We start from the raw sequence: 21668 nt of genomic DNA, 5'->3' as shown, positions 1-21668 counted from the left end.
AATTATGTTAGATTTACCCGAAAATAAGAAGATCATCTTGTTTGATGGCGTTTGCAATTTGTGCGACAGCGCTGTGCAATATGTAATAAAGCATGATAAAAAAGACGTTTTTAGATTTGTACCACTACAATCCGATTTGGGTCTTGAAATTCTGAATTACTTAAAAATCGATCGTTCCAAAATGGACAGTATTATTTTATATGAACCTGGAAAGGCCTACTTTTTTAAATCAGATGCTGCTTTAGAAATTGCTCAAGAGCTGGGAAGTTTTTTGAAATGGTCAATAGTCTTTAAAATTATTCCAACTGTTTTACGCAATCCGATTTATGATTATATAGCCCGAAATCGTTACAAATGGTATGGTAAAAAAGAGGCCTGTATGATTCCAACACCGGAATTAAAGGCGAAATTTTTGGCATAAATAAAAAGCCATTTCAATTGTGAAATGGCTCTTCAATTCTTACTTATGCTTGATCTTACAAACTTTCTTCAGCCCAAGCACGCATCATCCAAACTGTTTTTTCTTGTTCAGAAATAAAGTCGCTCATCAAAGCATTGGTTCCTTCATCGCTAATTTCGTCTGATTTATTTAAAATTTCACGCTCAATTTTCAACAAGTCTGATAATGAATCTATAATCAATTGAACCGCTTTTTCATCATTTGAAACGGATTTTCCCACTTGCAATTTATTGTGCTTTATGTAATCTTCAAAAGTATGTAATGGATTACCACCAATGGTTAAAATTCGTTCGGCAATCATATCCACTTTTAATTGTGCGTCGTTATACAATTCTTCAAACTTTACATGCAATTCAAAAAATCTTTTTCCACGGATGTTCCAATGAATTCCTCTTAAATTTTGATAGTATACTTGAAAATTAGACAATAATACGTTCAATTCTGTTACCATTTCTTCTGAAGCTTTGACTGGAAGTCCTAAAATATTTGTTTTCATAATTAACTTTTAAAGGTTTATAATTTGTACCTTAAAATTACAAAATATTTATCCTTTCAAACAGAACTTAGACTTATAGTTTTCTTAAATTTGCCTAAAACATACTATAATGACGATCACTCAACTTCAATATGTCTTGGCTGTAGCCGAACACCGAAATTTCACTTTGGCAGCTGAAAAATGCTTTGTAACGCAGCCCACATTAAGTATGCAAATTCAAAAAATTGAAGAAGAGCTAAAAATTCAGATATTTGACCGTACCAAGAAACCCATTCAATTGACTGATATTGGTGAAAAAATTGTAGCGCAAGCAAAAAATATCGTTATTGAAGCGGATCGGATTAAAGATATAGTGGAACATCAGAAAGGATTTATTGGAGGGGAATTTAGATTGGGAATTATTCCAACAATCATGCCTACATTACTACCCATGTTTTTGAATAATTTTATTAAAAAGTATCCAAAAGTAAAACTTATTATTGAAGAGTTAAATACGGATGAAATCATCAACCGTCTCAAAAATGGTCATCTGGACGCTGCAATTGCTTCCACACCTTTGCAAGAGGAGAAGCTGAAAGAAATTGTGCTGTATTATGAGCCTTTCGTAGCATACATCCCCGAAAACCATAAAATTAAAGATAAAGTTGAAATTGAAATCAGTGACTTAAACATTGAAGATATTTTACTCTTACAAGATGGACATTGTTTTAGAGACGGAATTCTAAACCTCTGTAAAAATTCAGGTGCTGATTTTGGAAATACGTTTCAACTTGAAAGCGGAAGTTTTGAAACACTAGTAAAACTTGCTAATGAAGGTTTAGGTACAACTTTACTCCCTTTCCTTCATACTTTAGATTTAAATGAAAAAGACAAGAAAAACCTATATCATTTTGTAGAGCCAAAACCTGCACGAGAAATAAGTTTAATTTTTCCTAAAACAGAATTGAAAATTCACATCATAGATGCTTTAAAAAACACAATAACTGGAGTAGTGAAAGGCGCCATTGCGTTTCATAACGTCCAAATTATAAGTCCTCTATCTAAGAAATAAAAAAAGAGCCCAATAGGCTCTCTTACATTAATTTAATAGTAATTGACAATGCTGCAACTCTGGTTTTTCCTCAGTGTACTGCATCAACCAATCTCTTAATTGTTCGATTTCGTAAGGCAATAACACTTTAAGCGCTTTTCTAACTTCTTTGCAAAAGAGTAATGGGTCAAAACTTACTCTTTCCAATACATTTTTTGTGTAACTGAACATGGTTTTCTTCATAATTTCCGACTTCCCGTTTTTTACAATTGTTGAATACCAAATCTACTGAATTTTACGACAGCTTTTACAAGCCAAAAGTTAATAAAATCCAAGGATTATGTTAAATCGCAGCCTTAGTTGCTCTAAACATTTCTCTTTTTCCTGGAGGTCCTGCTAATTTTTCAACGGTAAAACCAACTTCAATCATACTCCTTTTTACCACACCACGTGCGGCATAAGTGACTAGCTTACCTCCCGGCTTCAAAGAGTTATACATCTTCTCAAAAATTTCGGTGCTCCACAAATCAGGTTGTACACGATATCCGAAAGCATCGAAATAAATAAGATCAAACTGTTCAACATCATCTATTTCGCTAAAAAATTGCTTCCGCTTTGTTAAACAAAAATCGTCGGAAATTTTAACATTTATATTCCATTCGCAATCGTGCATTTTTTTAAATTCAGTCTCAAATGCAGCAGCTTGCAGTTCAATAACATAATTCATCTGAGCAATTTCATCAAAAGGTACAGGATAGGCTTCTATTCCTGAGTAATTTACTTTTTGATTCGTTTTCTTTGCCTCTAAGAATGTGATAAAGGCATTTAGACCTGTTCCAAAACCAATTTCTAAAATAGAAATTGTTGGAGCTTTATTTTCTGCAAAGCCGTTCTTAATAAAAACATGTTTTGCCTCCTGAATTGCGCCATGTTTAGAATGGTAATTTTCCTCCAATTCTGGTAGGTAAATCGTTGTAGAACCATCAGAAGTTTTTACAATTTCTCTTTTCATTTATTTAATGTACAGTTTTTTAATTCTTTGAATTGGACCACCGCATTTAACTTCGTGACATTGCACACAAGCATCTACTGCCTTATTAAAATGCTCTTTTGCATTACTTGGATCTTCATAGATGAGTTCTTGTGCATTTATAAAATTAGCAGCTTGTAACTTGAAAAAAGCATCATTTTCTTGCTCATCCGTCATTACCGACTTGTGTATCTTCAAAAAATGGTTCGGAAATTTACCGATAGTGTCACCATTTACAATACGCTGACGCAATTGCTCGTTATCCACGTACATTTGCTCCATAAGCATTGCCATTTCCGACATCTTATACATTTCAAATTCTTTTCCGGTGCCACTTTTTTCTTCAGCCACGTTCGTTTCTTCAGCCTTTTTAATGCACGAAAAACTCACGGAAGCAATAATAAACAGCAATAAGATCTTCTTCATTATTTTTGAATCAATACTCCGTCCGCTTGGAAAGAAAATTTCACTTCTGGCTTTGTTATTTGTGCGATTTCAGCTTCTGTTTTTCCTCCGTCTTTTGCAAAATGGCGCAAGTCATTTACCGAAATACTATCCATAAATGCCTTTCCACTTACAATTGCTTCGCTTCTATCTGCATTTTTAGGAACAAAAAAAGCATAATCTTTAAATTTCACAAAAGCCTCTTGGTCAGAAGAAAGTTCCATTGTCATCCAACAGCCTTTCTTTTTGCAAACTTCATTGATGACAGTTTTAAATTTGACGTCAATCGTATCACCTGATTTTAAACTCTTATATTTTTCAAGCATTTCCTGAGACGAAAGAGCATCTTCAGCACCGATTTTTGCACCAAAACTCTCGTAAGCAATTTCTTGGGCTACAGGTTTTACCTCTTCTTCTTTTTTACAACTTACCAATATTAATAAGGAGCAAGATAAAATAAAGATATTCTTCATGTTTTTTATTTTAGTGGTTAGCTGACAAAAGTAAGGAGATAATTTAAACTTGTACTACTTATTAGGAGTAAAAATGTTAATTTAAAACAGTCTAAACAAGATGCCGCGCTTCTTACTTTTAGGATAATTTTAGGATAAATATTCTCGCGCTAAAACGGTTATGTATTTTAATTTACTAATTTAGCAAAATGTAGAAATACACCGTTAAACTAGAGATAAACGGCACTAATTTTTATATTTAATAATAAAATAAAATTTATATGAGTTCAAAATCTACTATACAAATCGACATTACAAAAGCTTTAAAAAGTAAAATTAGTGATGTGGATTTTGAAAATTTAACATTTGGCTCCACTTTTACAGATCACATGCTCGTATGTGACTATAAAAATGGTGCATGGCAAAAGCCTGAAATCAAACCTTATGCTCCTTTTTTAATGGATCCATCTTCAAAAGTTTTTCACTACGGTCAAGCTATTTTTGAAGGAATGAAAGCCTTTAAAGATGAAAATGACGAAGTATGGCTTTTTAGACCTGACGAAAATTACAAACGATTTAATAAATCTGCCGCTCGAATGGCTATGGCAGAAGTTGACGAAGACATCTTTTTGGATGGCTTAAATCAATTAATTGAAATTGATAAAGAGTGGGTTAAAAAAGGTTTGGGAAATTCGCTTTACATTCGTCCGTTTATGATTGCTACTGGAACGGGAGTGATTGCTTCTCCGTCAGCAGAATATAGATTTGTGATCATCTTATCACCTGCAAAATCCTACTATTCTGGAGAAGTAAAAGTAATTGTAGCAGAACATTACAGTCGTGCAGCAAATGGTGGAATTGGTGCCGCAAAAGCGGCAGGAAACTACGCGGGACAATTTTATCCAACGGCTCTTGCAAATAAAGAAGGTTTTCAGCAAATCATTTGGACAGATGATGCAACGCATACTAAATTAGAAGAAGCAGGAACTATGAACGTTTTCTTTAGAATTAAAGATACACTTCTAACTGCTCCAACAAGTGATCGAATCTTAGATGGAATTACCAGAAAAAGCTTGATCGCCTTAGCAGAAAAATCTGGAATGTCTGTTGAAGTGCGTCCCGTTTTAGTAGAAGAATTATTAGAAAGTAGCAAAAATGGAGATTTGAAGGAAATCTTTGGTGCAGGAACAGCCGCTGTAGTGAGTCCAATTAAAGGATTTTCATACAAAGGTTTATATCATGAACTTCCAATAGCGTCGGATTCATTTGCACAAAATTTAAAAGACCAATTAAATAAAATTCAATACAATCTTGCCGAAGACACCTTTGGATGGACTGTAAAGGTTTAAAAATTAGAAATCGCATTGTCTTTAAAAGTAGATAATGCGATTTTTTTTTATTTCAATATTTCAGTAAAATCGGGTTTGGAATAAACAGGACCTTTTATTACTTTTCCGTCTTCCCGAAAAATAGGTTGACCATCTATACCTAATTTACTCATATTGCTTCGCTGAATTTCATCAAAGACACTTTCTATTTTATATTGCAATCCATGCTCGAGAATGGTACCGCATAAAATGTACAACATATCACCCAAAGCGTCAGCAATCTCCGCTAGATCATCCTCTTGGACTGCTTTAAGATATTCTTCATTTTCTTCTTTCATCAAATCGTACCGCAACTTATTTTTAGCATTGCCTAGAGTGCCTGTGGGTTCATCTTTAAAACCAACTTTAAACGTTTGATGAAATAATTTTACTCCTTCTAACTGCTTTTGCATAAATTGAAAATTAATAATTTGGATGTATCCAAAAATAGGTAATTATTGATTAATTTTGCAAAAAAAATAAATATGTTTAGTCAGGGTCAACTTATTTTTGCAGCACTATTTGTAGTAGTATTTATCGCAGTAATTACCTTTAGTTACCTAAAAGACAAAAAAATACACGCAGTTTTTTATAAAAAATCGTACATTATCCTTTTATTTTTCTTCTTATTTATTGCGATTTTATTTGCCATTAAAACTTTTTTAAAGGATTAATCTCTAGTACCCAGTCTTATCTATTAGCATTGCTTCCTTTCCAATAGTATCGTAATTTTCACAAAAATGGCGTGTGGCGCCTGTAGCAAGACTATGTCTTGTTTATATAATTTTAAGAATTGTTTAGGAAATTATTGTTAAAGCAGCGTATACAAAGCATTACAAGAATATCTTAATAAAACGCTAAAATATTTAACAATCATGATAAAAGTCATGTTAAATAACATCTTTGTCTTGTAAATTTGTCTTGTAAATCAATAGTAAAAGAAAGCAATATTAACTAATATAAATGTTATGACAAATTTTGTAAAAAAAGCCCTGATTTTGAGTACTGCATGTGTCATGGGTTTGTCATGTAAGCAGAACAATAGTGATCCTGAAAGCAATAATTTAGATGTTTCTGTTAAAGGAACTATGAATGCTGAATTAACTTCACCTCCATTTGTACCCGCACCAGTTGGCGATCGAACAGCTAAAAAGCTAATTGTAAATATGGAAATTCTGGAGCAAGAAGGTGAAATGACAGATGGTACAAAATATATGTATTGGACTTTTGGCGGAAGCGTACCTGGAAGTTTCATCAGAACACGTGTAGGTGACGAAGTGGAATTTACTTTAAAAAATCATCCCGACAATAAATTGCCGCACAATATTGACATGCATGCTGTGACTGGACCAGGAGGTGGTGCTACTTCCTCTTTAGTGGCTCCTGGACATGAAAAAACTTTTAGTTTTAAAACTTTAAATCCTGGCTTGTATGTTTACCACTGTGCTACAGCTCCAGTCGGAATGCACATTGCGAACGGAATGTATGGTTTAATTTTAGTTGAACCAGAAGGCGGTTTGCCAAAAGTAGACAAAGAATATTACGTAATGCAAGGGGATTTCTATACCAAGGGAAAATATGGTGATCAAGGAATGCAGGCATTCGACATGAATAAAGCTATCGAAGAAAGAGCTGATTATGTTGTGTTCAACGGGAAAGTAGGCGCTTTAACTGGGGATAACGCTCTAACTGCAAAAGTTGGAGAAACAGTACGAATTTACATGGGTAACGGTGGACCAAACTTAGTATCTTCCTTCCACGTGATTGGAGAAATTTTTGACAGAGTTCATATTGAAGGTGGAAGTATGATTAATGAAAATGTTCAGACAACCTTAATACCAGCTGGTGGAGCTGCAATTGTAGAATTTAAAGTGGAAGTTCCAGGAACATTAATATTAGTGGATCACTCAATTTTTAGAGCGTTTAACAAAGGTGCATTAGGAATGCTAAAAGTAGAAGGTCCTGAAAACACAAAAATTTATTCTGGAACTAAACAAGAAGGTATTTATTTACCAGAAGGTGGAGCTGTACAAACAATGCCAAAAACTGCTTCGTCAAAAGAAGTTATTGTAAATAAAACAGTGGCACAACAAGTAAAAGATGGAAAGAACATTTATGGAAATACATGTTTTGCATGTCACCAAGCGGAAGGTCAAGGAATTCCAAATGCTTTTCCACCTTTAGCAAAATCAGATTTCTTGAATGCTAATCCAGGTCGAGCGATTGATGCGGTATTACACGGGTTAACTGGTGAGATCACTGTAAATGGCAAAAAATACAACTCAGTTATGACAAGCCAAAACTTAACTAACCAAGAAATTTCTGATGTTTTGACTTACGTTTATAACAGTTGGGGTAACAATAAAACAGTTATTACTCCTGCGATGGTAACTACGCAAAGAGCAAAACCTCCAGTAAAGGTTAAAGATATGCACGAGTAAAATTAAAAAATTCAACACTTTAATACTATGAAAACAATAATATTTAGTGCATTGTCTATTTAAATGGCAAGAAGTTTACTTAGCCTCACTATGCCAGGCGATAAACTAACGAATGTCAGCACTTTTCAAGACCGTGCAATAGGAAAAGCAATTTATACCAAAACTTGTTTAGCGCGTCACCGAGCTACCGGACTAAGGATTCCGAATGCATTTCCTCCTTTAGCTAAATCGGATTATCTTAACAAAGATACCAATAGAGCAATTAAGGCCGTAATGAATGAATTACACGGACCAATTACAGTTAACGGCATAAAAATCAATTCGTTATGCCAACGCAAAACTTAAAAGACTAGCATATTGCAGATGTATTAACGTACGTTTACAGTAGCTGGGGAAATAACATAATAAAAGTTACTCCCGCAATGGTCAGAGCCTTACGAGGTAAAAAATAAATTAATAGTTAATTGTTAATTCAAGAAAGAATGGAAACTCAACAAATAAATTTAATGCGATATTGCTTAATGATGTTCATGGGAGTTTCCATTACTTTTGCTCAAGTGCCAAAGAATATGGCACGAATAAATGCTGGAAGTTACGTGCCTCTATATGGAACGGATGATAAACTACCCTTAAAAGTAGATGCTTTTTTACTTGACATATATCCTGTTACCAATTACGAATACCTCACTTTCGTGAAATACAATCCAGCTTATGGGAAATCTAAAATCAAAAGAATTTTTGCCAACGTATCGTATCTTACGGAGTGGTCAAATGATTTAAGTTTTGGAAAACTAGACCCTCAAAGTCCTGTTACGAATATTTCTTGGTTTGCTGCTAAAAAATATTGTGAATGTCAAGGCAAACGATTGCCTACTTTAGATGAATGGGAATATGTAGGAATGGCAGATGAAAAAAGAATTGATGCGCGTTCAAAAGAAGACTTTAATAAATACATCTTGAGTTGGTATGAAAAAAACAATACGTACACCAATAAAGTGGGACAAACATACAAAAATTATTGGGGTATATATGACATGAATGGGCTAGTTTGGGAATGGACATACGATTTCAATTCCATATTTTTATCAGGCGAAAGTCGCAAAGATAAAGATACCGACTCCAATTTATTTTGTGGAAGCGGTTCTATTAACGCCACAGATTTAATGAATTATGCCGCATTTATGCGATATGCATTCAGAGGTAGTTTAAAAGCTAGCTATACTACCAAAAATTTAGGTTTTCGTTGCGCTAAAAGTTTAAAATAAATCTTTTTTAAGTAAAAATATTATGAAAAAAATAATTCTATTAGCTCTATTTTCAATTTCGTTAATTGGTTGCCAATCAAAAGTAGAAGAAGCAGCAACTAAAGAAGAAATAGCAAAAAAACCTATTTCAGAGATGTCTATTTATAATTTACCAGAACAATGGACTACCCAGAACGGTAATGATATCGAATTGAAAGAACTTCGTGGAAAAGTATTGGTGATGGTTATGATTTATACTTCTTGCAAAGCTGCTTGTCCTAGATTGGTAGCCGACATGAGAAATATCGAGAAAAAGGTTCCCCAGGACCTTAAAGATAAAATACAATACATTCTAATAAGTATCGATCCCGAAACTGATACTCCAGAACGCTTAAAAGCATTTGCCATAGAAAATCAAATGGATAATAACCAATGGTTGTTTCTACGTTCAAATGACGAACAAACTCGCGAATTTTCAGCAGTTCTTGCTGTCAACTACAAGAAAATTTCTCCATTAGATTTTTCTCATTCAAATATCATTAGTGTTTTTAATGCAGAAGGCGAACTCGCTTTTCAACAAGAGGGTTTAGGAGTAAATAATGACAAAATTATTTCTACTATAAAAGAAGAAGCAGCAAAAGTAAATTAGAATTTTTCTTCAGTAAACTAAATAAAATCATGAAAATTTATTATAAAATAGTACTTATCATTAGTATTCTAATGGTAACAGTAGATAGTTTTGCTCAAGATTTTGACATCAATTTACAAATTCGACCTCGATTTGAATACCGTAATGGCTACAAAGAATTGATGAAAGACGGGACGTATCCAACCTCATTCGTTTCTAATCGATCTCGATTGAACTTCGACTTTAAACAAGAAAAAATTAAAGCCAAAATTGCATTCCAAAATGTTCGCGTTTGGGGAGATGTAAATACTACGGCAACATCAGATAAAAATGGTGTCGCTTTATTTGAATCATGGTTTTCTTACGATTTAAATACATATTGGTCCGCAAAAGTGGGTCGTCAAGTTATCTCTTACGACAATCAACGGATTTTTGGTGGATTGGATTGGGCTCAACAAGGACAAAGTCACGATGCTTTAGTCGTTCATTATGCCAAAGATAAAATGCAAATTGATTTTGCTTGCGCCATTAGTAACGGTAGTGAAAGTTTAATTGAAACATCCTATACAACTACATACAAGAACTTACAATATATTTGGTTAAACAAAAAATTTACAAATTCTTCTTTGAGTTTACTTGGTTTGAATACGGGTTATCAATATGAAAACACGACTGATGCACTTTTTGAAAATGCCTATATGCAAACTCTAGGTGGTTTTTATAAATGGCAACCTAGTAAGTTTTATGGAGATTTAGGAGTTTACCTTCAAACCGGAGAAACAGCATTAGTTACCAAAAAAGAAGCTATTCTAGCGTACAATCTTGGGGTAAATTTGGGTTATAAATTCAATTCAAATCTTAAAGCAGAACTTGGTTTTGAATATTTATCTGGAAAAGCACAAGATGATGCTGACTCAAAAGTAAAATCATTCACTCCCTTATATGGAACCAACCACGGATTTAATGGATTTATGGACTACTTTTATGTAGGTAATCACAAAAACACCGTTGGTTTAAAAGATTTTTACGGCAAGTTAGCTTACGAAAAAGACAAGTTACAGTTTGCAATAGCTCCTCATTTATTTTACAGCGCTGCACCAATTATTAATTCAATTACTGCAGATGCAGCGAATTCAAATCTAGGAACTGAAATTGATTTAACATGCATCTATAAGTTGGATAAAAATATCACCATTACAGGCGGATTTTCAAAAATGTTTGGAACTACATCGCTAGAGATCATTAAAGGAGGAAATAAAGACAACGATAACAACTGGGCTTATCTAATGATTTCCTTCAATCCAAATTTACTATCGTACAAGAATACCAAATAGTTCTTCCATCGAATTCCATAAAAAAAGCCTGAAATTTCTTTCAGGCTTTTCCTTTTGTGGGGAGAGCAGGATTCGAACCTGCGAAGTTTTCACAGCAGATTTACAGTCTGCCCTCGTTGGCCGCTTGAGTATCTCCCCTGCGTTAAAAGCAACTGTTACATCCCTTAAACCGGTTGCAAATATAGCAACGTTTTTGATGTTTGCAAACATTTATTTCATTTAATTTCATACTTTTTTTTAAACGATTAATACTGAAAGACATAAAAAAAACTCCTTGCGGAGTTTTTTAAATAACACAGTAAAATCAACCACTTATTTACTTAAAAGTGAAGCAATTTTTGCTCTTAATTCATCGCCACGAAGATTAGTTGCAATAATTACACCTTTTTCATCAATGATATAAGTAGCAGGAATACTTTTGATATTGTACAAAACTGCAATTGGATCCGTCCAAAATTGTAAATTTGAAACATGACTCCAAGTCAATCCGTCTTTTGCAATAGCTTCTTTCCATTTAGCACCATCTTTATCCAGTGAAACGCCAATGATATTAAGTCCTTTTTCATGAAACTCATTGTATAAAGCAACTACACTTGGGTTTTCTTTTCTACATGGACCGCACCACGACGCCCAGAAATCGATTATTGTTAATTTTCCCATAGCTTGCTTTAAAGAAAGCGTTTTTCCGTCTGGCGTAGGTCCTGAAAAGTCCGGAGCCACATTTCCAACAGAAATATCCTTATAATTATCAATTTTATTTTTGATGGAAAGACCTGGTTTTGTTTTTTGCAACTTTGCAGTTAAGCTTCCATAAACAGTTTTAATTTTCTGAATATCTACCTCTGGTTGATTAAACATATTATCTAACAAAAGCACAGAAAGAAAGGAAGTTGGATTATTTTGTGGATACGTAGAAGTGTATGCCAATAATTCATTTTGCATTAAGCCAAATTCATCCATTAATTGCTGGATAGTGGCTTGATCTTCATTTTTTTGAGCCGTCTGCATTTTTTCAGCATTTAGGGTCTGAAAATTTTGCATTTTCTGTTGTACTACTTGCGTAAACAAATTGAATTTTTGCAAAGCGTCATTATCTGGAGTTCCGCCAATTTTACTTTTAGCAATACTGTCTTTGTAAATGGTCATATTAATCGCTCCTTGATCCAATATAAAGGCAATTTTACCTTCAATACCTTTGACTTGAATGAAATTAACTGCCGGTTCAACTGCCATTCCTTTAATTGTAAAGACGCCTTTTGCAATTTTTGCAGAATCCACGGCAATCATTCCTTTTCCGTCTTCTTGACGTTCTAAATAAACCATCGTTCCATCCTGAACTCCTGTAGCAGTTCCGCTTACTGAAAAATTGGATTTTATAGGATTTGTAAAGGAAATTAATCCAAGCGCAATGGTAGAAATTATAAATATTCTGTTCATAAAAAGTAATTAATTTGAGTACTATTTTTAAAAGTTTAATATTACAAAAAATATATTGGAAACAAAAGCCAATAAAAAAAGCCATGTTTCCATGACTTTCTTTTAAATTTATTTTAAAATCGAAGCAACTTTAGCTCGAAGTGCGTCTCCACGTAAATCTCTTGCAATGACCACTCCTTTTTCATCTAGTAAAAAAGTAGCTGGAATTCCATCCACAAAATAACGCTTTGCAATTGGATCTTCCCAACTTTTTAAGTTTGAAATATGCGTCCAAGTCAATTGGTCTTTTGCAATAGCTTCTTTCCATTTGTCCGCTTTTTCATCTAAAGAAACACCGATAATGTTTAAACCTTTAGCATGAAAATCTTTGTATAGAGCCACCACATTCGGGTTTTCTTTTCTACAAGGTCCACACCATGAAGCCCAAAAATCAATAAGACTCAATTTTCCCATCGAATTTTTCAAAGAAATCTCTTTCCCTTCTGGACTTAGAGCAGAAAAATCAGGAGCAACCGTTCCAACTTCTACGGCTGTGGCGCTAGAATCATTTTTTTTTTCGGCCGTTTTAACGCCGTCCAAATCTTTCTTGATACTTTTTCCTTCTTTCGTGTTTTTCAAAACAGGATCAAGGTTTTCATACATTTTTGTAGCACGAGCCAAATCAAATGATGGATCGTTTAAAAATTGTCTGATAAACAATAATGAAATGTAAGATTTAGGATGATCTTCTACGTGTTTCAAAGAAACATCTTTAAATTCATTTTGAAAAACTTGGTATTCTTTTGTCAAAGCATTCATTGTAACCGTATCATTGGTCATCTGAGCAGTTTGAATCTTAGACATGTTTGTTTCCTGGAATTTTCTAATTTTTTCCTGAATTTTCTCTGTAGATTTAGCGTAAATCACCAATTGTTCGTTACTGTATGTTCCACCAACGATACTTTTGTAAATAGTATCTTTATTTACTGCAATTGTAATTTTACCTTCTTCTAAAATAAAAGGAATTTTATTGTTTGATGAATCAATTTCAATAAAAGACAATGTAGGTTCGATCAATTTTCCTTCAAAGGTAAATTTCCCTTTTGCAATCTGAACCGTATCCAAGTACACCACTGCACCAGTTGAATCTTGCTGTTGCAAATAAACGTTCAAACCATCCTTTAGACCATTTCCATTTCCTTCAATTACGTATTCATTGTTTCCTACTTTATTACAAGAAACAATTGCACCAACCGCAAGTAATGATAAAATTAATTTTTTCATTTTTCGTAAATTATTTTTTTTATTTTGAATGCAAAAGTATTTAATTTTATACTGCTTCATGCACAACTTCTAAAAATTTATTATTTATTTATACTATTTATTTATAAGACTATAGTCGGATGTTCATTAAAATGTTGCGAACTTCATTTTGCATCGATAAAAGATCCAAATTACTTGCAAAATTTAGGAATTGCGCATTCAATTTAAGCTTTAATTCGAGTTGTATTTGAAATCCTTATAATTAACGTCAAAACAGAACTTCAACTGTATTTCTTTTCGCAAAAAAAAAGGATTTAGTTTTTCAACTAAATCCTTTTATAATCAGTATTGCAATGCAATTATTCTTGATTGATTGTTTTTCTCCATGGAAAAGCATTAAAAATATGTCTTTTAGCAAAACGTGTTGGCGATTCTGCATTAACCATTTTTACATAAGTTGCTTTTGGCACACTGATAAACTCATAAACACTTCCGTTTGAAAAGTCAATGATTAAACGTCCTTCAACAAATTTATAATCCTTAATAGTTGCAGCCGAAACTGTTGCTGTAAATTCTGGTTTCATTTGCGCAATAGTTTCTCCATTGATGCTTACCAATTGGTGGTATGCTTCAATAATCAACTTACTTTGCTCTTCTGCCGCTTTTAAACCAGCATCATCTCCAGAAAATTTATCTGGGTGACTTTCTTTCATCGCATTGCGATAAATGGTTTTCAATTCTTTTAACGTAACTGTTTTATCAACACTTAACAACTTTCTGTACTCAACGATTCTTTTCATAATAAAAATAGCAAAATTGCAATTAAGTATATAAAGAAATTCGGTGTCTTTAATCTTTCACAATTTTTTGCAAAGGTAGTTTTTTTCTAATAGCGTGCAACTTGTGTAAAAAAAAATTTACAGAAAAATTACTCGATGGTCATCGAACGTAGTTTAGCACGGTACAACTCTAAGGCAACAGCTTTTGAAATAAATCCAAAATACTTTCCGTCCTTAACCATCGGTAAATTAGTCATCTTGCTTTGCTCAAATTTTTTCATTACCACTTCCATGTTATCAAAAGGATACACTATCGTTCCCGGTTTTTGCATCACTTCCTTTACTGAAGTATATTTCACTTTAAAGTTGCTGAAAATAATTTCTCGAATATTATTAAAATGTACAATTCCCAATAATTCTTGGTCCTCATTGACTACCGCGAATATGACTTGATTGGAATGCGAAATGAGGTCGACCAATTTCTCTAAATTTTCGTCAGGCGAAATTGTAAAATAATCGGTTTCAACAAGTGAATTGGTATCTATCGTTGACAAAATATTACTGTCTTTATTACTGGTAAAAACTTGTCCGCGTTTTGCCAAATGCTTTACATCCATCGAATGTTTTTCAAAACGCTTAGAAACGGCAAAGCTGATGGAAGAAACAATCATTAACGGAATCATCAAACTATATCCGCCAGTAATCTCTGCAATAAGGAATATTGCAGTCAATGGTGCATGGAATAATCCACTCAAAACACCTGCCATTCCTACAATTGTAAAGTTGCTGACAGGCAATTTAGTCAAACCCGTTAAAGTAATTAGCTGCGAAAAGAAGTAGCCGACATAGGATCCTAAAAATAATGAAGGAGCAAAATTACCTCCATTTCCACCACCGCCTAAAGTCAGTCCTGTAGCAAAAACTTTCAGAAAAGCCGCAGCACCTACAAAAGCTAATAACACCCATTTATTGTCACGAAACTCACTAAATAAAGTGTCTTGAAGTAAAATTCCAGGATCACTTTCAGATAATGTCTTGATACTTTCATATCCCTCACCAAATAAAGTAGGAATAATAAATATTAAAACAGCTAAGAAAGAGGCTGCTATTAACGCTCTTTTATACGGTTTCTTTTCATATCTGGTGAAAAAATGCTCGATCCTTTGAAACCATCTTGCATAGTAAATTGTGATTAAACCAATGATCAAACCGAGTAAAATATAAAACGGTATGTTGGTGTAATCAAAAATTTGCTGCTTTGTAAAAGACAGTAAAATATTTTCTTTAAGAACTATTGCAGAAACCAAAGCGCCAGTTGCCGCTGCAATCATAATTGGAGTAAACGCTGCAATACTTACGTCTACCAATAAAACTTCGATGGCAAACAAAACACCAGCGATTGGCGCGTTAAATGCAGCAGCAATTCCGGCAGCAACTCCGCATCCTATAAGTAAGGTTCGGTCTTTATAGCTCAGCTTGTAGCGAAGTGCAAAATTAGAACCAAAGGCGGCTCCAGTTACCGTAATTGGCGACTCTAATCCAGCAGAACCTCCTAAACCCACAGTTAACGAACTTGTTATAATCTGAGCATACATTTGCCTTTTAGGCATAATACTCGCTTTTTTTGCCACGACATACATAATTTGAGACGTCCCTTTTTCTAATTTTCCGCCTAAAATTTTATCAACTACAAAAACGGTGAGTAGCATTCCAATAACGGGCAGAATACTATTGATGTAGCTCAATTTGATTATTCCATTGATGTAAGTTGCAAATGTAAAAACCCAGTGTGCAAAAGATTTCAAGATAATAACTGAAAAACCCACGGTAATACCCACCAAAACACTTGCAACAAAAATAAATTGTTTGTTGGAAAATTTGGTTTGAGCCCAAGCCAGTAATGATTCTATCTTGTATAAATATCTTTTGATAAGTCGTAACATGCTATTTTTTATGGAAGAATCGCGAAGTTACTCGTTTTTTAAAGCATCAGCAAGGAATGGTTTTAAAATCGGATTTTGAAACACAAATTTTATTTCAATTCCAACATTTTTTCTTTAACGAATGCTTGTACTTCGATAAAAAATAGCGTGAATTCTGATTCAAATTCGGAGTAAAATAATTCTAATTCTTCTATAGAAAATTGCATTTTGGAGCGCAACTTGGTTCTTCGGTCCATCATGTATAAAATATGGGTAAGTCCCTCAGTAGTTGCATATAATAAAAACCAATTCTCTTTTTTTAAAACCGGCAGAATCGTTTTAAATCGCGGCGTTAAGATTTCAAAATTAGCATCTAAAACCGTATAAAAATCACTTATAAAAATTTCGAGTGGAATATCGCTGTACGACGCAAAATTTTTTGCTAAAAAATGATCGTAAAAAATATCAATAATTACACCTGAATAATGACCGTATCTTTCATGTAAACGGTGTTTACTTTGACGAAAAATGGGATGAAAATCGGTAAAACTATCAATTTCGCGGTGTATGCGAATTCCTTTCTGAACATCCAGTGGAAATTCATCAAAGTTTTTCCCATGAATACCGTCCGCCATAAAATTGCCGATTTTGATATGGTCATTTGTTCCTGATAAAAAGACGTGTGCTAAAAAATTCATGTTTTAAAGATAGTAATTTCTAATAGAAAGCCCGTGAAATATAATAAAAACTCAATGCAATTATTATATTTGTAGTAAAACTAATCAAACTTATGACGTTAATAAAATCAATTTCAGGAATTAGAGGAACAATCGGTGGTGTAGTTGGCGAAAATCTTACTCCAGTAGATGCTGTAAAATTTGCTTCTGCGTATGGAACTTGGCTTAAAAATTATTCAAAAAAAGAAAAACTGATTGTTGTAGTTGGTCGAGACGCTAGAATTTCAGGACCAATGATTCATAATTTGGTAGTCAATACTTTAATAGGTTTAGGAATTGACGTAATTGATTTGGGATTGTCTACAACGCCAACTGTAGAAATAGCCGTTCCGTTGGAATTGGCAGATGGTGGAATTATTTTGACGGCAAGTCACAATCCGAAGCAATGGAACGCCTTAAAGTTATTAAATGAAAAAGGCGAATTTTTGAATGGTGCCGAAGGAGCAAAAATATTAGAAATTGCCGAAAACGAAGATTTCAACTTTGCTGAAGTAGATGATTTAGGAGAGATTACGTCAAACGATGCCTTCATGGATATTCATGTAGATGAAGTTTTAAATTTACCATTGGTAGATGTGGAAGCGGTGAAAGCGGCTAAATTTAAAGTGGTAGTAGATGCCGTAAATTCTTCTGGCGGAATTATCATTCCAAAACTTTTAGAACTAATGGGTGTTGAAGTAGTAAAATTATATTGTGAACCGAACGGTCATTTTCCGCACAACCCTGAACCTTTAAAAGAGCATTTGACTGATATTTCTGAATTGGTGGTTAAAGAAAAGGCTGATTTGGGAATTGTAGTAGATCCTGATGTAGATCGTTTGGCTTTTATTAGTGAAAACGGTGAAATGTTTGGCGAAGAATACACTTTAGTTGCAGTTGCTGACTACGTTTTGAGTAAAACTTCTGGAAATACAGTTTCCAATATGTCGTCTTCTCGAGCATTGCGCGATGTTACTGAAAAGCATGGTGGAATGTATGAAGCTAGCGCCGTTGGTGAAGTAAATGTGGTGGAATTAATGAAAAAAAATAATGCCATTATTGGTGGCGAAGGAAACGGTGGAATCATTTATCCGGAGTCGCATTACGGTCGTGATTCAATGGTGGGTGCCGCTTTATTCTTGACACATTTGGCTTACAAAAAGATGAAAGTTTCTGAATTAAGAGCTTCTTATCCACAGTATTTCATGAGTAAAAATAAAATTGAATTGACCCCTCAAATTGACGTTGATGCCATTTTAGAAGCGATGACAGAAAAGTACAAGTCAGAACAAATTACCACTATTGACGGTGTAAAAATTGACTTTGCAGAAAACTGGGTTCATTTACGTAAATCAAACACTGAACCGATTATCCGAATTTATACAGAAGCGGGAACGCAGGAATTAGCAGATGATTTAGCACACAAAATTATAGATGAAATTAAAGCGATTGCAGGAATTTAATGAAAAAATCAACCTTCTTACTAGTGTCACTTTTAACAGTAACAGTTCTTTCTGCTCAAAAATTCAACAAAGCCGAAAAGGAGCTGATTCAATCTGGCGCTGCAACAACGATGATGAAAGTCATTCAAACAACGAACGAAAACGAACTTACTATTTTAAAAACCGCTTCTGCAGATGTTAATTTAAAGGATAAATTGCTGCCTATTTTAGCTCAAAGAATGTTACTGTCCATGCGTGATCCTGCAAATCCTGGAATTGGAATTGCAGCTCCTCAAGTTGGCATTAACAGAAACGTTTTTTGGGTTCAACGTTTTGATAAAGAAGGAGAACCTTTTGAATTTTATGTGAATCCAAAAATTGTTTGGCGTTCGGCATTATTGCGAAAAGGTGTCGAAGGTTGCCTTTCAATTCCTGATATTCGTGGCGATGTTTTTAGAAATTACACCATACGAATAAAATATTGGGATCAGGAAGGCAATTTTCATGAAGAAATGGTAGAAGGTTTTACAGCGGTTGTTTTTCAACACGAATACGACCACATTAACGGGATACTTTTTACAGACCGATTGGAGGAGCAGAAAGAAAATGAATTTACCCAATTGAACCCAAATGTCGAACTATATTTGGAAAAAGTAATAAGAAGACAATAATTAGATACAATGGAAAAAAGAGATTTACCCAACGCCACTGCGGTTTTGGTACTAGGAATTACCTCTATAGTTTTGAGTTTTTGTTATGGTGTTTTTGGAGTTGTACTTGGAATCATTGCATTGGTTTTGTCAAACAAAGATCTGAAGTTATACCATCTTAATCCCGAACTTTATAAAGGAATTCAAAACTTAAACGCAGGAAGAATTTGCGGCATTATTGGACTTTGCGTAGGTTCAGTATTTTTACTAATAGTTATAATATATCTTACCGTATTAGGTTCGTTCCTTTTTCCACTAGCTGCAGCAGCAGTACATTCAGGAACATAATCCACAAAAAAAAGGCTGAATTAAAATTCAGCCTTTTTCTTTATTTTCCTTTTCTTCTATTTCGTTCTGCTTTAATCAACTCTAATTCACGGTTGGTTTGTCCAGCTACAGACGTATTTTCTTCCGCACGACGAATCAAATACGGCATCACATCTCTAACAGGTCCAAAAGGCAAATATTTGGCCACATTATAATTGTAAGCGGCAAGATTATAACTGATGTTATCGCTCATACCGTATAATTGTCCGAACCAAATGCGGTTGTCATTACGGTCTAAATTCCACTCACTGATTCGATTCATTACTTTATAGGAACTTGTTTCATTGTGTGTTCCTACAAAAATGGACATGCGATCCAAATGTTGCAACATGTAATCTACAGCAGCATCATAATTAATATCGGTCGCCTCTTTTGAAACGCAAATTGGTGTTGGATATCCTTTTTCTTCCGCACGTTTATTTTCTTTTTCCATGTAAGCACCACGAACAATTTTCATTCCAATGAAAAATCCTTCTGCTTCAGCCACGTCATGAACTTTTTTCAAATAAGCCAAACGATCGTGACGGTACATTTGAAGTGTATTGAACACAATAGCTTTTTCCTTATTGTATTTTCGCATCATTTCGGTTACCAAATCGTCAGCGGCATCTTGCATCCAACTTTCTTCTCCGTCAATCAATAAGGCGACATTCTTTTTATGCGCTTCTTTGCAAACCGTTTCAAACCGCTCCACTACCCGATTCCACTCTTTTTGCTCTGATTCAGAAAGCGTTTTACCTTCTCCTAATTTTACGTACAATTCAAAACGGCCAAATCCTGTAGGTTTAAATACAGCAAAAGGAATAGCCTTTTTTTCAGCAGCAAAATCAATGGTTTTCATTGTCATCTCTAGAGCAGCATCAAATTGCTCTTCTTCCTCTTTTCCTTCTACCGAATAATCCAGCACCGAAGAAACGCCTTTTGTAGCCATTTTGTCCACCACAGAAAGACAATCCACCTCGTTTATTCCACCACAAAAATGGTCAAAAACGGTAGCCCGAATTAATCCTTCAACTGGTAAATGTGCCTTAATGGCAAAATTGGTAACCGCTGTTCCGATACGAACCAAAGGCTGATTTGAAATCATTTTGAATAAAAAATAAGCACGATCTAATTCGGTATCACTTTTTAAAGCAAATGCAATTTGAGTATTGTTGAATATTTTGTCCATAAGAAGTATAATAAAGGTGCAAAGATAATCAGTATTTGTTGATTAATCTCCAAAAACTACCGCCGATTTTTATGTGAAAAAGTGAAATTTAAATGAATTTGGACGTCTTAAAATAATTAAGAAACTGCTTTTCCTTTAAAAATCTTTTTGTAGGTTGTAACCAATAAAACGCAGAGTATTCCTACAATCAATCCCATTAAAAATTCAGCAATCCAATCTGGCATAAAATCAATGTAATGGTGCAGAAATTCAATTTGATGGTGAAAGATTCCGCCAGAAACAAATAATAAAGCTATCGTTCCAACAATAGATAAAAATTGAATAACGCGAGGCAACGCCTTTACTAATATTGTTCCAGACTTATGCAACAAGTTATTTTTTCCTTTGCTCCATTTGATCATTCGGTATCCCATTTCATCCATTCGGACAATTAACGCTACAATTCCATAAACGCCAACAGTTGCCGCCAAAGCAATTAAACTTACCACCACAACTTGCGACCAAAATTCTTGTCCAACAACAGTTCCCAAAGCAATGATAACAATTTCTACGGAAAGAATAAAATCAGTTACAATTGCAGCTTTCACTTTAATTTTCTCTAGGGCTAAAATTTCTGCTTCGGTATATTCTTTAATTTCCTCGTGTTTCTCCGACTGTGAATGAGGGAAAATCCATTCCATTATTTTTTCAGCACCTTCGTAAGCTAAATAGAGCCCACCTAAAACCAAAACCACATTGATAAGCCACGGAATAAATGCCGTAAGTAAAAAAGCCAAAGGTAAAATGATGGCCTTATTAAGCAATGATCCTTTAGAAATAGCCCAAAGAACGAGTAATTCTCTTGATGACACAAAGCCAGACGCTTTCTCGGCATTTACCGCCAAATCATCTCCTAAAATTCCAGCTGTTTTTTTGGCTGCAACTTTACTTAAAAGGGCAACATCATCCATTAAACTGGCAATATCATCTAAAAGTGCAAAAAATCCTGATGCCATT

General features: G+C 34.1%; 24 protein-coding genes and 1 tRNA gene. 11 read left to right on the top strand and 14 right to left on the bottom strand.

All coding sequences use genetic code 11. The annotated features are described in order from the left end of the window. Positions 1–4 precede the first annotated feature (4 nt). Positions 5–421, top strand: coding sequence for a thiol-disulfide oxidoreductase DCC family protein (locus H602_RS0103450; RefSeq protein ID WP_026976759.1), 417 nt, complete (start codon positions 5–7; stop codon positions 419–421). Positions 422–476: 55 nt separating this feature from the next. Here H602_RS0103450 and H602_RS0103445 read toward each other — a convergent pair whose 3' ends face one another. Next, positions 477–956: a Dps family protein gene (locus tag H602_RS0103445; protein WP_026976758.1), complete on the bottom strand. Its 480-nt coding sequence runs from the start codon at positions 954–956 to the stop codon at positions 477–479. A 109-nt stretch (positions 957–1065) separates the two neighbouring features. Between H602_RS0103445 and H602_RS0103440 the strand changes: the two genes are divergently transcribed. Beyond that, a complete protein-coding gene (locus H602_RS0103440; protein ID WP_026976757.1) occupies positions 1066–2007 on the top strand; it encodes a LysR substrate-binding domain-containing protein in 942 nt (313 codons plus the stop codon). Positions 2008–2034: 27 nt separating this feature from the next. On the opposite strand, the gene H602_RS0103435 is transcribed toward H602_RS0103440, so the two are convergent. The 4 genes from H602_RS0103435 to H602_RS0103420 form a co-directional block, all read right to left on the bottom strand. After that, a complete protein-coding gene (locus tag H602_RS0103435) occupies positions 2035–2229 on the bottom strand; it encodes a hypothetical protein (protein WP_026976756.1) in 195 nt (64 codons plus the stop codon). Positions 2230–2329: 100 nt separating this feature from the next. Further along, on the bottom strand, positions 2330–2998 hold the full coding sequence (mnmC2, locus tag H602_RS0103430; protein ID WP_026976755.1) for a tRNA (5-methylaminomethyl-2-thiouridine)(34)-methyltransferase MnmC2: 669 nt from the start codon (positions 2996–2998) through the stop codon (positions 2330–2332). Beyond that, entirely contained in the window at positions 2999–3442 is a 444-nt protein-coding gene (locus H602_RS0103425) for a hypothetical protein (RefSeq protein WP_026976754.1), read from the bottom strand. Then, the gene (locus tag H602_RS0103420; protein ID WP_026976753.1) at positions 3442–3933 is read right to left on the bottom strand and encodes a DUF4920 domain-containing protein; all 492 of its coding nucleotides are present in this window, start codon (positions 3931–3933) and stop codon (positions 3442–3444) included. The genes H602_RS0103425 and H602_RS0103420 overlap by 1 nt, the downstream gene beginning before the upstream one ends. Before the next feature lie 260 nt (positions 3934–4193). Here H602_RS0103420 and H602_RS0103415 point away from each other — a divergent pair, with 260 nt between their 5' ends. Beyond that, positions 4194–5261, top strand: coding sequence for a branched-chain amino acid aminotransferase (locus H602_RS0103415; RefSeq protein ID WP_026976752.1), 1068 nt, complete (start codon positions 4194–4196; stop codon positions 5259–5261). Between the two features lie 47 nt (positions 5262–5308). On the opposite strand, the gene H602_RS0103410 is transcribed toward H602_RS0103415, so the two are convergent. After that, positions 5309–5692 carry a pyrophosphohydrolase domain-containing protein gene (locus tag H602_RS0103410; RefSeq protein ID WP_026976751.1) on the bottom strand — a complete coding sequence of 128 codons (384 nt, stop codon included), beginning with the start codon at positions 5690–5692 and terminating at the stop codon, positions 5309–5311. A gap of 603 nt (positions 5693–6295) precedes the next feature. On the opposite strand from H602_RS0103410, the gene nirK reads away from it, so the two are divergent. The 5 genes from nirK (at position 6296) to H602_RS0103380 (ending at position 10926) form a co-directional block, all read left to right on the top strand. Beyond that, a complete protein-coding gene (gene nirK / locus H602_RS18100) occupies positions 6296–7720 on the top strand; it encodes a copper-containing nitrite reductase (protein WP_245574909.1) in 1425 nt (474 codons plus the stop codon). 90 nt (positions 7721–7810) lie between these two features. After that, positions 7811–8065: a hypothetical protein gene (locus H602_RS0103395; protein WP_026976749.1), complete on the top strand. Its 255-nt coding sequence runs from the start codon at positions 7811–7813 to the stop codon at positions 8063–8065. Between the two features lie 137 nt (positions 8066–8202). Further along, a complete protein-coding gene (locus H602_RS0103390) occupies positions 8203–8985 on the top strand; it encodes a formylglycine-generating enzyme family protein (protein WP_157504849.1) in 783 nt (260 codons plus the stop codon). Positions 8986–9007: 22 nt separating this feature from the next. Continuing rightward, entirely contained in the window at positions 9008–9613 is a 606-nt protein-coding gene (locus tag H602_RS0103385) for an SCO family protein (protein ID WP_026976747.1), read from the top strand. A 29-nt stretch (positions 9614–9642) separates the two neighbouring features. After that, positions 9643–10926 carry an alginate export family protein gene (locus H602_RS0103380; RefSeq protein ID WP_026976746.1) on the top strand — a complete coding sequence of 428 codons (1284 nt, stop codon included), beginning with the start codon at positions 9643–9645 and terminating at the stop codon, positions 10924–10926. Between the two features lie 57 nt (positions 10927–10983). Here H602_RS0103380 and H602_RS0103375 read toward each other — a convergent pair. The 6 genes from H602_RS0103375 to H602_RS0103350 form a co-directional block, all read right to left on the bottom strand. Then, positions 10984–11064 (bottom strand) — tRNA-Tyr (locus H602_RS0103375). Positions 11065–11238: 174 nt separating this feature from the next. Beyond that, the gene (locus H602_RS0103370) at positions 11239–12363 is read right to left on the bottom strand and encodes a TlpA disulfide reductase family protein (RefSeq protein ID WP_026976745.1); all 1125 of its coding nucleotides are present in this window, start codon (positions 12361–12363) and stop codon (positions 11239–11241) included. A 108-nt stretch (positions 12364–12471) separates the two neighbouring features. Continuing rightward, positions 12472–13626 carry a TlpA disulfide reductase family protein gene (locus H602_RS0103365; RefSeq protein WP_026976744.1) on the bottom strand — a complete coding sequence of 385 codons (1155 nt, stop codon included), beginning with the start codon at positions 13624–13626 and terminating at the stop codon, positions 12472–12474. Positions 13627–13964: 338 nt separating this feature from the next. Next, a complete protein-coding gene (locus H602_RS0103360) occupies positions 13965–14405 on the bottom strand; it encodes a KTSC domain-containing protein (protein ID WP_026976743.1) in 441 nt (146 codons plus the stop codon). Between the two features lie 128 nt (positions 14406–14533). Continuing rightward, positions 14534–16327: a chloride channel protein gene (locus tag H602_RS0103355; protein WP_026976742.1), complete on the bottom strand. Its 1794-nt coding sequence runs from the start codon at positions 16325–16327 to the stop codon at positions 14534–14536. Positions 16328–16416: 89 nt separating this feature from the next. Next, positions 16417–17004, bottom strand: a complete 588-nt coding sequence (locus tag H602_RS0103350) for an acyl carrier protein phosphodiesterase (RefSeq protein ID WP_026976741.1) — start codon at positions 17002–17004, stop codon at positions 16417–16419. Positions 17005–17096: 92 nt separating this feature from the next. On the opposite strand from H602_RS0103350, the gene glmM reads away from it, so the two are divergent. The 3 genes from glmM to H602_RS0103335 are packed head-to-tail and all read left to right on the top strand — an operon-like array spanning position 17097 to position 19462. Continuing rightward, the gene (gene glmM / locus H602_RS0103345; RefSeq protein ID WP_026976740.1) at positions 17097–18485 is read left to right on the top strand and encodes a phosphoglucosamine mutase; all 1389 of its coding nucleotides are present in this window, start codon (positions 17097–17099) and stop codon (positions 18483–18485) included. Next, entirely contained in the window at positions 18485–19135 is a 651-nt protein-coding gene (gene def, locus H602_RS0103340) for a peptide deformylase (protein ID WP_026976739.1), read from the top strand. Before glmM ends, def begins: the two co-directional genes overlap by 1 nt. Positions 19136–19144: 9 nt before the next feature. Next, complete coding sequence (locus H602_RS0103335; protein WP_026976738.1) at positions 19145–19462, top strand: CCC motif membrane protein; 318 nt, start codon at positions 19145–19147, stop codon at positions 19460–19462. Positions 19463–19502: 40 nt separating this feature from the next. On the opposite strand, the gene H602_RS0103330 is transcribed toward H602_RS0103335, so the two are convergent. Then, complete coding sequence (locus H602_RS0103330; protein ID WP_026976737.1) at positions 19503–20672, bottom strand: proline dehydrogenase family protein; 1170 nt, start codon at positions 20670–20672, stop codon at positions 19503–19505. 116 nt (positions 20673–20788) lie between these two features. Beyond that, positions 20789–21667 carry a DUF808 domain-containing protein gene (locus tag H602_RS0103325; RefSeq protein ID WP_026976736.1) on the bottom strand — a complete coding sequence of 293 codons (879 nt, stop codon included), beginning with the start codon at positions 21665–21667 and terminating at the stop codon, positions 20789–20791. Position 21668: the final 1 nt, after the last annotated feature.

It is taken from the genome of Flavobacterium tegetincola DSM 22377 (assembly GCF_000425485.1).
Taxonomy (GTDB): Bacteria; Bacteroidota; Bacteroidia; order Flavobacteriales; family Flavobacteriaceae; genus Flavobacterium; species Flavobacterium tegetincola.
This window is presented reverse-complemented; position numbering and strand designations above follow the sequence as displayed.

Excerpts from the sequence above, each read along its gene's own strand:
- H602_RS0103450 (WP_026976759.1), top strand. The coding sequence starts at position 5 with ATGTTAGATTTACCCGAAAATAAGAAGATCATCTTGTTTGATGGCGTT.
- H602_RS0103445 (WP_026976758.1), bottom strand. The coding sequence starts at position 956 with ATGAAAACAAATATTTTAGGACTTCCAGTCAAAGCTTCAGAAGAAATG.
- H602_RS0103440 (WP_026976757.1), top strand. The coding sequence starts at position 1,066 with ATGACGATCACTCAACTTCAATATGTCTTGGCTGTAGCCGAACACCGA.
- H602_RS0103435 (WP_026976756.1), bottom strand. The coding sequence starts at position 2,229 with ATGAAGAAAACCATGTTCAGTTACACAAAAAATGTATTGGAAAGAGTA.
- mnmC2 (WP_026976755.1), bottom strand. The coding sequence starts at position 2,998 with ATGAAAAGAGAAATTGTAAAAACTTCTGATGGTTCTACAACGATTTAC.
- H602_RS0103425 (WP_026976754.1), bottom strand. The coding sequence starts at position 3,442 with ATGAAGAAGATCTTATTGCTGTTTATTATTGCTTCCGTGAGTTTTTCG.
- H602_RS0103420 (WP_026976753.1), bottom strand. The coding sequence starts at position 3,933 with ATGAAGAATATCTTTATTTTATCTTGCTCCTTATTAATATTGGTAAGT.
- H602_RS0103415 (WP_026976752.1), top strand. The coding sequence starts at position 4,194 with ATGAGTTCAAAATCTACTATACAAATCGACATTACAAAAGCTTTAAAA.
- H602_RS0103410 (WP_026976751.1), bottom strand. The coding sequence starts at position 5,692 with ATGCAAAAGCAGTTAGAAGGAGTAAAATTATTTCATCAAACGTTTAAA.
- nirK (WP_245574909.1), top strand. The coding sequence starts at position 6,296 with ATGGGTTTGTCATGTAAGCAGAACAATAGTGATCCTGAAAGCAATAAT.
- H602_RS0103395 (WP_026976749.1), top strand. The coding sequence starts at position 7,811 with ATGCCAGGCGATAAACTAACGAATGTCAGCACTTTTCAAGACCGTGCA.
- H602_RS0103390 (WP_157504849.1), top strand. The coding sequence starts at position 8,203 with ATGGAAACTCAACAAATAAATTTAATGCGATATTGCTTAATGATGTTC.
- H602_RS0103385 (WP_026976747.1), top strand. The coding sequence starts at position 9,008 with ATGAAAAAAATAATTCTATTAGCTCTATTTTCAATTTCGTTAATTGGT.
- H602_RS0103380 (WP_026976746.1), top strand. The coding sequence starts at position 9,643 with ATGAAAATTTATTATAAAATAGTACTTATCATTAGTATTCTAATGGTA.
- H602_RS0103370 (WP_026976745.1), bottom strand. The coding sequence starts at position 12,363 with ATGAACAGAATATTTATAATTTCTACCATTGCGCTTGGATTAATTTCC.
- H602_RS0103365 (WP_026976744.1), bottom strand. The coding sequence starts at position 13,626 with ATGAAAAAATTAATTTTATCATTACTTGCGGTTGGTGCAATTGTTTCT.
- H602_RS0103360 (WP_026976743.1), bottom strand. The coding sequence starts at position 14,405 with ATGAAAAGAATCGTTGAGTACAGAAAGTTGTTAAGTGTTGATAAAACA.
- H602_RS0103355 (WP_026976742.1), bottom strand. The coding sequence starts at position 16,327 with ATGTTACGACTTATCAAAAGATATTTATACAAGATAGAATCATTACTG.
- H602_RS0103350 (WP_026976741.1), bottom strand. The coding sequence starts at position 17,004 with ATGAATTTTTTAGCACACGTCTTTTTATCAGGAACAAATGACCATATC.
- glmM (WP_026976740.1), top strand. The coding sequence starts at position 17,097 with ATGACGTTAATAAAATCAATTTCAGGAATTAGAGGAACAATCGGTGGT.
- def (WP_026976739.1), top strand. The coding sequence starts at position 18,485 with ATGAAAAAATCAACCTTCTTACTAGTGTCACTTTTAACAGTAACAGTT.
- H602_RS0103335 (WP_026976738.1), top strand. The coding sequence starts at position 19,145 with ATGGAAAAAAGAGATTTACCCAACGCCACTGCGGTTTTGGTACTAGGA.
- H602_RS0103330 (WP_026976737.1), bottom strand. The coding sequence starts at position 20,672 with ATGGACAAAATATTCAACAATACTCAAATTGCATTTGCTTTAAAAAGT.
- H602_RS0103325 (WP_026976736.1), bottom strand. The coding sequence starts at position 21,667 with ATGGCATCAGGATTTTTTGCACTTTTAGATGATATTGCCAGTTTAATG.